Source organism: Bradyrhizobium sp. 40, assembly GCF_023100925.1.
Lineage (GTDB): Bacteria > Pseudomonadota > Alphaproteobacteria > Rhizobiales > Xanthobacteraceae > Bradyrhizobium.
Genome location: NZ_CP064688.1, coordinates 5,985,759 through 6,000,710, shown reverse-complemented (window position 1 = coordinate 6,000,710; position 14,952 = coordinate 5,985,759). Strand labels below are relative to the sequence as shown.

Below are 14,952 nucleotides of genomic sequence, written 5' to 3'. Positions count from 1 at the left end.
GCTTGGTTAGGACGCCGCATCCAGTGCGGCCAGCCGCTCGGCTTCCGCGATATCCTCGACCGTGTTGGCATTGAAGAACGGATCGAGCGGCTCCGTCGGCCACGTCACCGTCGCGAGCGGATAGCGTGCGGTCCAGCGGTCAATCTTGCGGAGATCCTCGACCACCAGCGCGTGACGCAGTTCGTCGCGCAAGCCAACCCGCCACAAGCCGATCACCGGATGCGACTGGCCACCTGACGCCGCAACGGCGAGCTCGGCATTCGCCGCGATGCGTTCTTCATGCAAGCGCGCGATCAAATTTCGCGGCAGGAACGGACAGTCGCCGGCGGCACTGAGCACCCATTCCACCTCAGGCCGGTTCGCCGCGGTCCAGTCGAGCGCGGCAAGGATGCCGGCGAGCGGACCGGGAAAGCCGGGCACGTCGTCGGCAACGACCTGCAAACCGAACGGAGCGAAGCGGTCGGGATCGCCGTTGGCATTGAGGATCAGGCCGCTGCATTGCGGCTTCAGGCGTGCGATTACGCGTTCCAGGATGGTGCGGCCGGCGATGGTGCGCATCGGCTTGTCGCCGCCGCCCATACGCCGCGCGAGGCCGCCGGCGAGCAGCACGCCTTGCGTGGTCGGAAAGCTAATCGTCACCACTTTCACCCTTGCGCTTGTGCTTGGCCGATTCCTCCTCGACATAAGCGAGGTTCTGGTCGTAGACGATGCGCTCTGCCCCCGACAACGCGATGAACCGTTTGCCGCGTGCGCGGCCGACCAGGGTCAATCCCACCTGCCGGGCGAGATCGACGCCCCAGGCGGTGAAGCCGGAGCGCGACACCAAAATCGGAATTCCCATGCGGACAGTCTTGATCACCATCTCAGAGGTGAGCCGTCCGGTGGTATAAAGGATCTTGTCGGATGCATCGACGCCGTGGCGGTACATCCAGCCTGCGATCTTGTCGACGGCGTTGTGACGGCCGACATCTTCGGTGTAGCAGAGCGGGTCGCCCTCCCTGCACAGCACGCAGCCGTGGATCGCGCCGGCCTCCAGATAGAGCGAGGGCATGGTGTTGATGGTCTGGGTCATCTGGTAGAGCCAGGAGGTACGCAGCTCCGCCTTCGGCAACGCGACGCTCTCGACCGCCTCCAGCAGATCGCCGAAGGCGGTGCCCTGCGCGCAGCCCGATGTCTGCGTGCGCTTCTTCAGCTTGGCTTCGAAATTGGTGTGGTGCTCGGTGCGCACCACCACCACCTGCAGGTCGTCGTCGTATTCGACCTCGGTGACCGCGTCATTATACTTCAGCATATTCTGGTTGAGCAAATAGCCCAGCGCCAGATACTCCGGATAGTCGCCGATCGTCATCATGGTGACGATCTCCTGCGAATTCAGGTAGAGCGTCAGGGGGCGCTCCACCGGCACCTTGATCTCGATCCTGGCGCCGGACTGGTCGGTCCCGGTCACGCTCTCGGTGAGACGCGGGTCGTCCGTGTCAGGGACGATCAGGGGCGTTGGGGCTTTGTCGATTTTCATCATGGCCGCGACGTTAGCATGACATTCGGATCAAGCCGATATAAGCATGCTAGCGAGAGAACGAAATGCCGCCTATTCGTCATTGCGAGCGAAGCGAAGCAATCCAGGCTGCCGCCGTGGATGCATTCCTGGATTGCCTCGCTGCGCTCGCAATGACGGAGGAGAGGGTGGTTCCATCAAGGACCGGGTCGCTCGCGGAGACGGAGCTGGAATGAAAGTCATCGGCCTTGCAGGCTGGAGCGGTGCGGGCAAGACCACGTTGTTGACGCGGCTGATCCCGCATTTCCATGCGCTTGGCTTGCGCGTCTCTGTCATCAAGCATGCGCATCACCAGTTCGACGTCGACGTGCCCGGCAAGGATTCCTGGCGCCATCGCGAGGCCGGCGCGGCCGAGGTGCTGGTTGCTTCGTCAAATCGCTGGGCGCTGATGCACGAATTGCGCGGAGCGGCGGAGCCGCGTCTGCCGGAACTGTTGAGCAAATTGTCGGCCGTCGATCTCGTCATTGTCGAGGGTTTCAAGCGCGAGCCGCATCGCAAGATCGAGGTGCATCGCGCCGCCAACGACAAGCCGTTGCTGTTTCCCGATGATCCCGGAATTTTCGGGATCGCGGCCGACGTTGCCATTGAAACCCGACTGCCGACCGTCCATCTCGACGATATCGCCGCTGCCGCGGAATTGCTGCTGCGCGCGGCGATGCCGGTCGAGGAAGCGGTCGCGAAAAGCGCTGCGATGCGCTGACGAGGCACCATGGCGCAACTGTCGGACGATTGTTTTGCCTTCGGCGGACCGATGATGTCGGTCGCCGAGGCCGTTGGCCTGATCACGACGCGCGTCAACGCGATTGTCGATCTCGAAACCGTGGCGCTGGTCGATGCCGATGGGCGCGTGCTGGCTCGAGATATCGCGGCGCCGCTGCCGTTGCCGCCCTTCACCAATTCCGCTGTTGACGGCTACGCCGTGCGCAACGCAGATCTTCCTGATAGCGCCGAGCGGGCACTCCCGCTCGACGGCCGCATCCAGGCCGGCGGTCTGGCACTGGCGCCGATCAAGGCCGGCCACACCGCGCGCATTTTCACCGGCGCGCCGATGCCGCCGGATGCCGAAACCGTCTTCATGCAGGAAGACGTCCGCGTCGACGATGCCGGCCGAATTGTGCTGCCGCCGGGGCTGAAGCCGGGTGCGAATGTCCGCCCTGCGGGAGAGGACATTCCCCAGGGCCACATTGCGCTGCGCGCAGGCCAGCGCTTGCTGCCGCAGCATGTCGCGCTCGCGGCGGCGTTCGGCCTGGTCAGGCTCGACGTCGTCAGGCGCATCCGTGTCGCGGTGTTCTCGACCGGTGACGAACTGGCCTCGCCCGGCGAGCCGCGCGCGGCCTCGCAGCTGTTCGACTCCAACCGCTTCATGCTGATGGCGATGCTGCGCCGGCTCGGCTGCGACGTCAGCGATCTCGGCATCTTGCGCGACGAACGTATCTCGCTTGCGAATGGCCTCAAGCAAGTCGCCGGCACGCACGATCTGATCCTCACCACCGGCGGCGTATCGACCGGGGAAGAGGATCACGTCAAGGCGGCAGTCGAGAGCATCGGCTCGCTGGTGTTGTGGCGGATGGCGATCAAGCCGGGACGGCCCGTGGCGATGGGCATCATCGAGGGCACGCCGCTGATCGGATTGCCGGGCAATCCCGTCGCGAGTTTCGTCACCTTCGTGCATGTGGTGCGGCCGACGGTGCTGGCGCTTGCGGGCAGCCTGCCGGCGCCGCCGTTGCCGATCCCGGTGCGCGCGGCGTTCACCTACAAGAAGAAGGCGGGGCGTCGCGAGTATGTTCGCGCCTCCTTGCGGCGCATGCAGGACGGCGCACTCGAGGCAATCAAGTTTCCACGCGAGGGCGCGGGGCTGTTATCCTCTCTGGTCGACACCGACGGCCTCATCGAGCTCGATGAGGAGGTTACGCGTGTCGAGCCGGGGCAGAGCGTGGGTTTCTTGTCCTATGCCGATTTGCTCTGAGTCTGAGTGCTATGTTGGCGCTGTCCAAGCGTTGACGCCATCGACCCCTCCCGCCATGTTGCGCCGATGACCAGAACGACGCTCGATCTCACCGGATTGAAATGCCCGCTGCCCGCCCTGAAGACGCGCAAAGCGCTGAAGCCGTTGCAGCCGGGCGATCAGCTCGAAGTGTACTGCACCGATCCCCTGTCGGTGATTGACATTCCGAACCTGATCCGAGAGACCGGCGACACGGTGGAGATCACCGAGCGCAACGACGCGCGTATCGTGTTCTTGATTGAGAAGGCCAATCGATCGATAGAAAATTTCAATGGTGCGCCGCCCACTTAGCCGGCGGTCACTCGGTTGATACCTACCTTTTGTCTATCGACATCGATCACCACTTCTGCCCCAATTGAGTTCCTCCGCCGAGACGCGGAGGTCGAGTCTTGCCTGCGATATGCGGAGCAAATGGGCCATCGAAAGAAGCCCGGCCGTGGCGTCGGGCATAGCCCCCGAGGTTAGGGGTTTAACGTCTCGGATGCGCGTGACGATCCTGGCGCGCGTCGATCATTGTGCGGAGCAGCAGGGACAAAGGCTGCGCTGCAGGCTGAGGAACAGGACCGTCGTGGCAGGCCGTTCAGAAGGGCGGCTTCAGGGGAGGAATGCATGTCTACCATCGAGAGCGCTGGAACACTTTCGGGTGCCGGCGCAGGTTTTCTGGATCGCGAGCGGACCATCGCGACCGCGGGGTTCAATCGCTGGCTGGTGCCACCGGCCGCCCTGTGCATCCATCTCTGCATCGGCATGGCCTACGGCTTCTCGGTCTTCTGGCTGCCGCTGTCGCGCGCGATCGGAGTGACCGCGCCGAAGGCGTGCGCAGAGATGTCGCTGTTTCAGGAGCTGTTCACGACCAGCTGCGACTGGAAGGTCGCCAGCATGGGATGGATGTACACGCTCTTTTTCGTGCTGCTCGGTATCGCGGCTGCGGTCTGGGGCGGCTGGCTGGAGCGCGTGGGCCCGCGCAAGGCCGGCTTCGTCTCGGCGCTGTGCTGGTGCGGCGGCCTCTTCCTCGGTGCGATCGGGGTTTACACCCATCAGCTCTGGTTGTTGTGGCTGGGTTCGGGCGTGATCGGCGGCATCGGTCTCGGCCTTGGCTATATCTCGCCGGTGTCAACGCTGGTGAAATGGTTCCCGGACCGCCGCGGCATGGCGACCGGCATGGCCATCATGGGTTTTGGCGGCGGCGCCATGATCGGCGCACCGCTGGCGAACCTGTTGATGAACTACTTCAAGACCCCGACCTCGGTCGGCGTCTGGGAGACCTTCGTCACCATGGGCGTCATCTACTTCGTGTTCATGATGATCGGCGCGTTCCGCTATCGTTTGCCGCCGCCTGGCTGGCAGCCCGAGGGCTGGACCGCGCCGTCGAAGGCCAACGCGATGATCTCGAAGGCCAACGTCCATCTCAACGACGCGCACAAGACGCCGCAGTTCTGGTTGATCTGGTGGGTGCTGTGCCTGAACGTGTCGGCCGGCATCGGCGTGATCGGCATGGCCTCGCCGATGCTCCAGGAGATCTTCGCCGGTAAATTGATCGGCCTGCCTAGCGTCGGCTTCAATGCGCTTGATGCGGGACAGAAGGCGCAGATTGCCGCGATCGCCGCGGGCTTCGCCGGATTGCTGTCGCTGTTCAACATCGGCGGCCGCTTCTTCTGGGCATCGCTGTCGGACAAGATCGGGCGCAAGAATACTTACTATACGTTCTTCATCCTCGGCATCGTGCTCTACGCGCTGGCGCCGACTTTTGCGGCGATGGGTTCGAAGCTGCTGTTCGTGCTTGGCTTCGGCATCATCCTGTCGATGTATGGCGGCGGCTTCGCCACCGTGCCGGCCTACCTCGCCGACATGTTCGGAACCCAGTTCGTCGGCGCCATCCATGGCCGGCTGCTGACGGCGTGGTCCACCGCGGGCATCATCGGCCCCGTCGTCGTCAACTACATCCGCGAGTTCCAACTCGCGGCAGGCGTGCCACGCGACCAACTCTACAACACCACCATGTACATCCTGTGCGCCATGCTGATCGCGGGCCTAATTTGCAACTACCTGATCAAGCCGGTCGATTCGAAATGGCATATGAAGGAGGCTGATGTCGCCAAGTTGCAGGCGGCAAGCGCCAACGCCGCCGCCGCGGGGCCGCACGGCTCCTACGGCATCGGATTTGGCGGGCTCGACGCCAAGGCGGCGCTGTTCTGGGCCTTTGTGGGCGTTCCCCTGCTTTGGGGTGTTTGGAAGACATTGGAGAGCGCGGTCAAGATCTTCTGATCCGCCGTTGAGACAGAAGCGGGATGCTCATCAGGCGTCCCGCTTCGTTGGCCTTTCAGACATCATCAAGAATGGGACTTAGGGGGATTGAAATGATTCGCACCCGAACTTGCCTTCGAATTTGCCTTGCGGCCGTGTTGCTCGTCGCTGGCCTTCATGCCGCATCCGCGCAGACGACAACGACACCGGCGGCGCCTGCTGCAACGACCGAAGCCAAGCCTGGCAAGATGAAACTCACCATGCAAAAGCTGAAAGACATGAAGGCGAAATGGGCAGCCAACAAGCCGAAGCTGAAAGCCTGCCGCGCCGACGTGAAGGCCAAGGGCCTCGCCGGCGATGACCGCTGGTTCTACATCGAAGAGTGCATGAGCAAGACCTGAGATAGGGTTCCGTCTGGCGCACGCGTAAAGAGGCATGGCGGGCGACCGCCTGCCTCCTAAATCATTCTAGAGACGCTCTAAATTGTCTTGCATCTGGCATACCAGAGACTAGAGTTGCGTCGAATTTGGCTTGGTCGGCGGGACGCAGAACCGGTGATTCCGCTGATCGAATCGGGAAACGAAGGCTGATTGCTTTGGCGATCCGGCCTAGACTGATTACGCATTTAAAGAGAACGCGACGTCTCCATGAGCAGCAACGACGACGTTCACAAGGTTCGCGAGTTCGAACATCCCGGCCAGGGACGGAAGCGCGCCAAGTCCACGCCCAAGGGGCGGCAGGTTGATCCCACCGCCGCGCACGAGATCGAGCAGCTGCTCGGCGACAGGCCGCGGCGGCGCGACCTGTTGATCGAATATCTGCATCTGATCCAAGACAAGTACCGCCAAATCTCGGCCGCGCATCTCGCCGCGCTCGCCGACGAGATGAAGCTCGCGTTCGCCGAGGTGTTCGAGACCGCAACCTTCTATGCGCATTTCGACGTGGTGAAGGAAGGCGAGCCCGATATCGCGCCGCTGACGATCCGCGTCTGCGATTCGCTGACCTGCGCGATGCTCGGCGGGGAGAAGCTGCTCGCCGATTTGCAGGACGCGTCCGGTCCCGGCATCCGCGTGGTGCGTGCGCCCTGCGTCGGTCGTTGCGACACGGCGCCGGCCGCGGAAGTCGGACACAACTTTGTTGACCATGCGACGGTCGCCAGTGTCACGGCGGCGGCGAAGGCTGGTGACACCCACGCGCATCTGCCCGAATATATCGGCTGCCAGGCCTATGTCGCCGGCGGCGGGTACAAGCTGCTCAATCGCCTGCGCTCCGGCGAGCTAGCGACGGACGACCTGCTGAAGGCACTCGACGACGCCTCGTTGCGCGGTCTCGGCGGCGCTGGATTCCCCACAGGCCGCAAATGGCGTGCGGTGCTTGGTGAACCAGGCCCGCGGCTGATGGCGATCAACGGCGATGAAGGCGAGCCCGGCACGTTCAAGGATCGCGTCTATCTCGAGAGCGATCCGCACCGCTTCCTCGAGGGCATGCTGATCGGTGCGCACGTGGTGCAGGCCACGGATATCTACATTTACCTCCGCGACGAATATCCAGCCTCGCGCGAAATCCTCGAACGCGAGATCGCAAAGCTCCCGCCGGGCGCTCCGACGCTGCACATGCGCCGCGGCGCGGGCGCCTATATCTGCGGCGAGGAATCCTCGCTGCTGGAAAGCATCGAGGGCAAGCGCGGCCTGCCCAGGCACAAGCCGCCTTATCCATTCCAGGTCGGCCTGTTCGGGCTGCCGACGTTGATCAACAACATCGAGACCTTGTGGTGGGTGCGTGACATCGTCGAGAAGGGTGCCGACTGGTGGAAGGGCCACGGTCGCCATGAGCGTCACGGCCTGCGCAGCTTCTCGGTCTCGGGCCGCGTCAACAATCCCGGCATGAAGCTCGCGCCTGCTGGCATCACCGTGCGCGAGCTGATCGAGGAATATTGCGGCGGCATGGCCGACGGCCATCAGTTCTATGCGTACCTGCCGGGTGGTGCGTCCGGCGGCATCCTGCCGGCGGCGATGGACGACATCCCGCTCGATTTCGGCACGCTTGAAAAATACGGCTGCTTCATCGGCTCTGCCGCGATCGTGATCCTGTCGCAGAAGGACAGCGTGCGCGCGGCCGCGTTGAACCTGATGAAGTTCTTCGAGGACGAGAGCTGCGGCCAGTGCACGCCGTGTCGTGTCGGAACCCAGAAGGCCGCACTGCTGATGCAGCAACCGGTCTGGAACCGCGCTCTCCTCGACGAATTGAGCCAGGCGATGCGCGATGCCTCGATCTGCGGGCTTGGACAGGCGGCATCGAATCCGCTGTCCACTGTGATCAAATATTTCCCTGACGAGTTCAAGGAAGCGGCCGAATGACGAAGATTACGTTCGAGCTCGACGGCAAGCAGGTCGAGGCCAATGCAGGCGAGACGATCTGGCAAGTTGCAAAACGTCAGGGCCGCGAGATTCCGCATCTGTGCTATTCGCCCGCGCCCGACTATCGCCCCGACGGCAATTGCCGCGCCTGCATGGTCGAGATCGAGGGCGAGCGTGTGCTCGCGGCGTCCTGCAAGCGCACGCCATCGGTCGGCATGAAGGTGAAGACCGAGAGCGCGCGCGCTGTGTCCGCGCAAAAAATGGTCATGGAGCTGCTGGTCGCCGATCAGCCGGCGCGCGAGACCTCGCACGATCCGGAGTCCAAATTCTGGCACTGGGCCGAAACCACTGGGGTCACCGAGAGCCGCTTCCCCGCCGCCGAGCGTTGGGCGACCGACGCCAGCCATCCGGCGATGCGCGTCAATCTTGATGCCTGCATCCAGTGCGGACTGTGCGTGCGCGCCTGCCGCGAGGTCCAGGTCAATGACGTCATCGGCATGGCCTATCGCAGCCACGGCTCGAAGATCGTGTTCGATTTCGACGATCCCATGGGCGAGTCCACCTGCGTCGCCTGCGGCGAATGCGTGCAAGCCTGTCCGACCGGAGCGCTGATGCCGGCCGTGATGCTGGATGAGGCGCAAACCCGTGTCGTCTATGCCGACAAGAAGGTGGATTCGCTCTGCCCGTTCTGCGGCGTCGGCTGCCAGGTGACCTATGAGGTCAAGGACGAGAAGGTGATCTATGCGGAAGGGCGTGATGGCCCGGCCAACCACAACCGTCTCTGCGTCAAGGGCCGCTTCGGCTTCGACTACATCCACCATCCGCATCGGCTGACCAAGCCGCTGGTTCGGCTGCCGAACGCGAAGAAGGATTCCAACGACCAGGTCGATCCGGCCAATCCCTTCACGCATTTCCGCGAAGCGAGCTGGGAAGAAGCGCTCGACATCGCGGCCAAGGGCCTCGTCAAGATCCGCGACACCAACGGCGTGAAGGCGCTGGCCGGCTTCGGCTCGGCGAAGGGCTCGAACGAGGAGGCCTATCTGTTCCAGAAGCTGGTGCGCACCGGCTTCGGGTCGAACAATGTCGACCATTGCACCCGTCTGTGCCACGCCTCGTCGGTCGCGGCGCTGTTCGAAGGCCTGAGCTCGGGCGCGGTGTCCGCGCCGTTCTCGGCTGCGATGGACGCCGAAGTCATCATCGTGATCGGCGCCAACCCGACCGTGAATCATCCGGTCGCCGCGACCTTCATCAAGAACGCGGTCAAGCAGAATGGGGCAAAGCTGTTCGTCATGGACCCGCGCCGGCAGACGCTGTCGCGCCATGCGACCAAGCATCTGCAGTTCAAGCCGGGCTCCGACGTCGCCATGCTGAACGCGATGATCCACACGATCATCACGGAAGGTTTGACCGACGACCAGTACATCGCCGGCTATACCGAAGGGTTCGAGGACCTCAAGGAGAAGATCAAGGAGTTCACGCCGGAGAAGATGGAGCCGATCTGCGGCATCCCGGCGCAGACCCTGCGTGAGGTCGCGCGAACCTATGCGCGGGCAAAATCGTCGATCATCTTCTGGGGCATGGGCATCAGCCAGCATGTCCACGGCACCGACAATGCGCGTTGCCTGATTGCGCTGGCGCTGATCACCGGACAGGTCGGCCGCCCCGGCACCGGCCTGCATCCGCTGCGCGGCCAGAACAACGTTCAGGGCGCTTCCGATGCCGGTCTGATCCCGATGTTCCTGCCGGACTATCAGCCGGTCGGCCGCGACGACATGCGCGGTGCCTTCGAGAAGCTGTGGGGCCAGGATCTCGATCCCGTGCGCGGTCTGACCGTGGTCGAGATCATGAACGCGATTCACGCGGGCGAGATCACGGGCATGTATATCGAGGGCGAGAACCCCGCGATGTCCGACCCCGATCTCCAGCATGCGCGCCAGGCGCTCGCCATGCTCGATCATCTCGTGGTCCAGGATCTCTTCGTCACGGAGACCGCGTTCCACGCCGACGTCATCCTGCCGGCCTCGGCGTTTGCCGAAAAGGAAGGCTCCTTCACCAACACCGATCGCCGCGTGCAGCTCGCGCGCCAGGTGATCAAGCCGCCGGGCGATGCGCGGCAGGATCTCTGGATCATCCAGGAGATCGGCAAGCGCATGGGCCTGCCGTGGAATTATGCCGGTCCCGGCGATGTCTTCACCGAGATGGCCGAGCTGATGCCGTCGTTGAAGAACATCACCTGGGAGCGGCTGGTCCGCGAGGGCGCGGTCACCTATCCCGTCGATGGTCCCGACATGCCCGGCAACGAGATCATCTTCACCACGGGCTTCCCGACCGCGAGCGGCCGCGGCAAGATCGTTCCGGCTCACGTCATCCCGCCGGACGAGATCCCCGACGCCGAATATCCGATGGTGCTCTCGACCGGCCGCGTGCTGGAGCATTGGCACACCGGCTCCATGACCCGCCGCGCGCAGGTGCTCGACCAGATCGAGCCCGAGGCGGTCGCGTTCATGTCGCCAAAGGACATGCACAGGAAGAAGCTCGCGCCGGGCGATTTCATTCGGCTCGAGACTCGCCGCGGCGCGGTCGAGGTCAAGGTCCGCTCCGACCGCGACGTTCCCGAGAATATGGTCTTCATGCCGTTTTGCTACGCGGAAGCGGCGGCGAATTTGTTGACCAACCCGGCGCTCGATCCGTTCGGCAAGATCCCGGAGTTCAAGTTCTGCGCGGCCAGGGCCGAGCGCGCCGAAATACGCGACGCGGCGGAGTAGGACGGCGGCGGTCGTTAGGCGGCGCGGGGATCCATCCAACATCCCGGCGTCGTCCTGGCGAATGCCAGGACCCATACCGCGTGATCCATCGATTGTAGCTGGTCGCAGTACCGCACTAAGAGTCTGCGCCAAACGCCTCCCTGGGGGTAATGGGTCCTGGCTTTCGCCAGGACGACTCGGGGAGAGACTGCGCCGTGCTCGTCCCTTCGCTCCTCGCAATGGCGGTGCTAGACATCGTCCATGTCCAAAGCCACCCCAGCCACACGCGCGCTCACAGCCGCCGGTGTTGCCTTCACCGTCCACGCTTACGGCTATGATCCCGATGCCGAGAGCATCGGCCTCCAGGCGGCTGCTGCGCTTGGCGAAGACCCCGCGCGCGTGTTGAAGACGCTGATGGCGCTCGTCGACGGCAAGCCGGTCTGCGTGATCGTCCCGTCCGATCAGGAAGTCTCGATGAAGAAGCTCGCCGCCGCTTTCAGCGGCAAGTCGGCGCAGATGATGAAACCGCCGGAGGCTGAGCGCCTCACCGGCTACAAGGTTGGCGGCATCAGCCCGTTCGGACAGCGGAAGCCCGTGCGCACCGTGATCGAGCAGAGCGCGCTTGCGCATGACTATGTGTACGTCAATGGCGGTCAGCGCGGACTGCAGGTGCGGCTCAGTCCAGGCGATGTGCGGGATGTCTCGAAGGCGATTGCCGCAGAACTGGTCGCCTGAGCGCCGGGCTCTGCTACTGCTTTTGCAACAGCTTCAGCCGGCAGCGCAGCGCTTCGCGGATGTGTGTGCGCGCGAGCTGCTCCGCTTTGCCGCCGTCGCGAGCCGCGATGGCTTCGATGATGGCCTGGTGCTCACCGTGGCTGGTCGAGGGGCGGCCCGATACCGTGAACGTCGTTGGACCGAGCAGTGCGATCCAGTCCTGCAATTCGCCTGATGCGTTATCGAGATAGCGGTTGCGCGCGGCGCGGCAGATCGCTTCGTGGAAGGCGCGGTTGAGCCTTGCCATGTCTCCTGCCGTCTCGGCCGCATCGGTCTCTGAGGCTTCGACAAAGGCCTGCTCGATATCCCGGAGTGCGTCGATTTCGGGCGTCGAGGCGTGCTCGGCCGCAAGCCGGGCAGCGGCGCCCTCCATGATCTCGCGCATGGCGTAGAGTTCTAGCACCTCCGAGATGTCGAGGTTGCGTACGATCAGGCCGCGGCCGCCGGCAGGTTCGACGAACCCGCGTGCCGCAAGCCGCCCGAGAGCCTCCCGCACCGGGGTGCGGCTGACCTTCAGCCGCTGGGCGACCTCCTCCTCGCGCAGGCGGTCGCCAGCACGGTAGCTGCCGGCCTGCAGCGCCTCGCAGAGCGAGCGGAACACGGCTTCGCCGAGCGCCACGCCGCCGCCGCGCGCGATCGAGCCGCCTACCTTTGTCGGGCGTCTTGCCATGCGTCCCCGTGGGCTCGCGCATCCTGCCCATGCAGCGATGGCGCTTGCTGGATTTCTGTATATCTTTGTATACAAAGGTGCGCAATGGTAAGCCGGATTGACCGGGCCGCCGGCGGGGCAGAATGTCTCCAACTTCGTCGCATCGGGCAGACGGCATGAGCAGCAAATACGATGTGCTGGTGATCGGCGGCGGCAATGCAGCGCTGTGTGCGGCGATCAGCGCGCGACGCGGTGGGGCATCGGTGCTGGTGCTCGAAGGCGCGCCAAAATTCTATCGCGGCGGCAACACGCGCCACACCCGCAACATGCGTTGCGCCCATGACGAGGCGACCGAAATCCTCACCGGCCCCTACACCGAGGAGGAGTTTTGGGAAGATCTCCTGCGCGTCACCGGCGGCCAAACCGACGAGGTGCTCGCCCGGCACATGATCCGCGAGTCCAAGGACATCTTGAACTGGATCGTGGAGCAGGGCGTGCGCTGGCAGCCCTCGCTCGGCGGCACGCTGAGCCTCGGTCGTACCAACTCCTTCTTTCTCGGTGGCGGCCGCGCGATGCTGAACGCACTTTATCTCACCGCCGAGAAGCTCGGCGTCGAAGTCGAATACGACGCCGAGGTCACCGACCTCGTGATCGAGGACGGCATGTTTCTCGCCGTTCGCCTCAAGCGGCCGATCAAGGGTGACACCGAGATACGCGCGACGTCGCTGGTCGCCGCCGCCGGCGGGTTCGAGGCCAACATCGAATGGCTGAAGCAATATTGGGGCGACGCCGCCGACAATTTCCTGATCCGCGGCACGCCCTATAACCGCGGCTCAATCCTGAAGATGCTGCTCGCCAAGGGCGTGCAGGAGGTCGGCGATCCCACCCAATGCCATGCGGTCGCGATCGACGCCCGCGCGCCGAAATTCGACGGTGGCATCATCACAAGGCACGATTCGGTCGTGTTCGGCATCGTCGTCAACAAGCACGCGCAGCGCTTTTACGACGAGGGCGAGGACATTTGGCCGAAGCGCTACGCGATCTGGGGTCGGCTGGTGGCCGCGCAGCCCGACCAGATCGCCTACATCATCTTCGACTCGACCGTTGTCACCAGCTTCATGCCGACGCTATTTCCTTCGATCGCCGGGCAGACCGTGGCTGAGCTCGCCGGCAAGCTCGATCTCGATCCGGCCACACTGGAAAACACCATCACCGAATTCAACGCCGCGGTGCAGCCCGGCACCTTCGACCACACCATTCTGGACGATTGCCGCACCGAAGGCATCACGCCGCAGAAGACGCATTGGGCGCGGCGGATCGAGACGCCGCCCTATCTTGCCTATCCGGTGCGGCCCGGCATTACCTTCACCTATCTCGGCACGCGCGTGACCAGGGAAGCGCGGATGCTGATGGCCGACGGCAAGCCGTCGGCGAACATGTTCGCTGCCGGCGAGATCATGGCCGGCAACGTGCTCGGCAAGGGCTATGCCGCCGGTATGGGCATGACCATCGGCAGCGTGTTCGGACGGATTGCAGGACGGGAAGCGGCACGGCACGCGAAGAACTAGGACGAAGAAAAGATCTTGGGAGAAACCATGTCACGCATTGTCATTGCTTCGATCGCGGTGCTGCTAATCGTCGGCCACGCCCAGGCGGCCGAGCCGATCACGCTGCGAGACATGGGTTCATTCCATGTCGGCGGCCGCCTTGTCGAAATTTCCGGCAAGCCGGTGAGGGAGGTCGTGTTCGCGCCCGGCGGCGTGCCGGCCAAGGTCGATCCCAACGGCACGTATCAGGTCGAGCAGATGTACGTGCAGTATTTCCTGCCCGCCAACGAGAAGGGTGCCTATCCCTTGCTGATGTGGCACGGCGGGGGATTGACCGGCGTCACCTACGAGACCACGCCGGACGGACGCGAAGGCTGGCTGAATTATTTTCTGCGCAAGGGGTGGGCGGTCTATAATTCCGACGCGGTAGAGCGCGGACGCGCAGGCTGGGCGCAATACCCCGATACCTTCAAAGGCGAGCCGGTCTTCCTGACCACGGCCAATCCGTTCGAGCGTTTCCGCATCGGCGATGGGCCGAACTCCTACGATCCCGATCCCGCCAAGCGAAGATTGTTGCCGGGCAACCAGTTCCCCGTCGAGGGTTACGAGAATTTCGTCAAGCAGAACGTACCGCGCTGGACCACGACCGACGATGCGACCATCGCCGCCTATATCGCCGAGATCGATCGCGTCGGCCCCTCGGTGCTTCTGTTCCACAGCCAAGCCGGCACCTTCGGCTTCAAGGTCGCGCAAGCCCGTCCCGACAAGGTCAAGGCGCTGATTGCGATCGAGCCGGCCGGCATCGGCGATCCCGCCAAGGCGGATGTGCTGAAGAACATCCCGACCCTCATCATCTACGGCGACTATATCGAGCGCGATTCGCGCTGGCCCAAGATCCGCGCCAATGGCATCGCCTTTGCGGACGCCATCAAGGCAGCCGGGGGCAGCGTCGACATCGTCGATCTCCCACAGGCCGGCATCAAAGGCAATTCGCATATGGTGATGATGGACAAGAACAACCTCGAGGTCGCAGCCCTGATTCAGAAATGGCTCGAGGGCAAAGGTCTGACGAAGTAA

The 14,952-nt window shown here is 63.8% G+C and carries 13 protein-coding genes; 10 read left to right on the top strand and 3 right to left on the bottom strand.

The window, feature by feature from the left end:
* Positions 1-6 precede the first annotated feature (6 nt).
* Both mobA and fdhD read right to left on the bottom strand, forming a co-directional pair.
* Positions 7-684 carry a molybdenum cofactor guanylyltransferase MobA gene (mobA, locus tag IVB40_RS28720; RefSeq protein WP_245287785.1) on the bottom strand — a complete coding sequence of 226 codons (678 nt, stop codon included), beginning with the start codon at positions 682-684 and terminating at the stop codon, positions 7-9.
* Positions 629-1,519 (bottom strand): formate dehydrogenase accessory sulfurtransferase FdhD, encoded by an 891-nt coding sequence (gene fdhD, locus IVB40_RS28715; RefSeq protein ID WP_247282632.1) that lies wholly within the window; start codon positions 1,517-1,519, stop codon positions 629-631. Before fdhD ends, mobA begins: the two co-directional genes overlap by 56 nt.
* A gap of 208 nt (positions 1,520-1,727) precedes the next feature.
* Here fdhD and mobB point away from each other — a divergent pair, with 208 nt between their 5' ends.
* The 8 genes from mobB (at position 1,728) to ybaK (ending at position 11,640) form a co-directional block, all read left to right on the top strand.
* On the top strand, positions 1,728-2,255 hold the full coding sequence (mobB, locus tag IVB40_RS28710) for a molybdopterin-guanine dinucleotide biosynthesis protein B (RefSeq protein WP_247817027.1): 528 nt from the start codon (positions 1,728-1,730) through the stop codon (positions 2,253-2,255).
* A gap of 9 nt (positions 2,256-2,264) precedes the next feature.
* A complete protein-coding gene (gene glp, locus IVB40_RS28705; protein WP_247817026.1) occupies positions 2,265-3,521 on the top strand; it encodes a gephyrin-like molybdotransferase Glp in 1,257 nt (418 codons plus the stop codon).
* Between the two features lie 66 nt (positions 3,522-3,587).
* On the top strand, positions 3,588-3,851 hold the full coding sequence (locus IVB40_RS28700) for a sulfurtransferase TusA family protein (RefSeq protein ID WP_027567850.1): 264 nt from the start codon (positions 3,588-3,590) through the stop codon (positions 3,849-3,851).
* Between the two features lie 318 nt (positions 3,852-4,169).
* The gene (locus tag IVB40_RS28695; protein WP_247817025.1) at positions 4,170-5,825 is read left to right on the top strand and encodes an OFA family MFS transporter; all 1,656 of its coding nucleotides are present in this window, start codon (positions 4,170-4,172) and stop codon (positions 5,823-5,825) included.
* Between the two features lie 92 nt (positions 5,826-5,917).
* Positions 5,918-6,205, top strand: coding sequence for a hypothetical protein (locus IVB40_RS28690; protein ID WP_247817024.1), 288 nt, complete (start codon positions 5,918-5,920; stop codon positions 6,203-6,205).
* A gap of 246 nt (positions 6,206-6,451) precedes the next feature.
* Positions 6,452-8,161 (top strand): NADH-ubiquinone oxidoreductase-F iron-sulfur binding region domain-containing protein, encoded by a 1,710-nt coding sequence (locus tag IVB40_RS28685; RefSeq protein ID WP_247817023.1) that lies wholly within the window; start codon positions 6,452-6,454, stop codon positions 8,159-8,161.
* Positions 8,158-10,926, top strand: a complete 2,769-nt coding sequence (fdhF, locus tag IVB40_RS28680; RefSeq protein ID WP_247817022.1) for a formate dehydrogenase subunit alpha — start codon at positions 8,158-8,160, stop codon at positions 10,924-10,926. The genes IVB40_RS28685 and fdhF overlap by 4 nt, the downstream gene beginning before the upstream one ends.
* A gap of 240 nt (positions 10,927-11,166) precedes the next feature.
* Entirely contained in the window at positions 11,167-11,640 is a 474-nt protein-coding gene (gene ybaK / locus IVB40_RS28675; RefSeq protein ID WP_247282639.1) for a Cys-tRNA(Pro) deacylase, read from the top strand.
* Positions 11,641-11,653: 13 nt separating this feature from the next.
* Here the strand turns inward: ybaK and IVB40_RS28670 are convergent, their stop codons facing one another.
* Positions 11,654-12,349: a GntR family transcriptional regulator gene (locus IVB40_RS28670; RefSeq protein WP_247817021.1), complete on the bottom strand. Its 696-nt coding sequence runs from the start codon at positions 12,347-12,349 to the stop codon at positions 11,654-11,656.
* A gap of 155 nt (positions 12,350-12,504) precedes the next feature.
* Here IVB40_RS28670 and tcuA point away from each other — a divergent pair, with 155 nt between their 5' ends.
* Positions 12,505-13,896 carry an FAD-dependent tricarballylate dehydrogenase TcuA gene (gene tcuA, locus IVB40_RS28665; protein WP_247817020.1) on the top strand — a complete coding sequence of 464 codons (1,392 nt, stop codon included), beginning with the start codon at positions 12,505-12,507 and terminating at the stop codon, positions 13,894-13,896.
* Positions 13,897-13,923: 27 nt separating this feature from the next.
* On the top strand, positions 13,924-14,952 hold the full coding sequence (locus IVB40_RS28660) for an esterase (RefSeq protein WP_247817019.1): 1,029 nt from the start codon (positions 13,924-13,926) through the stop codon (positions 14,950-14,952).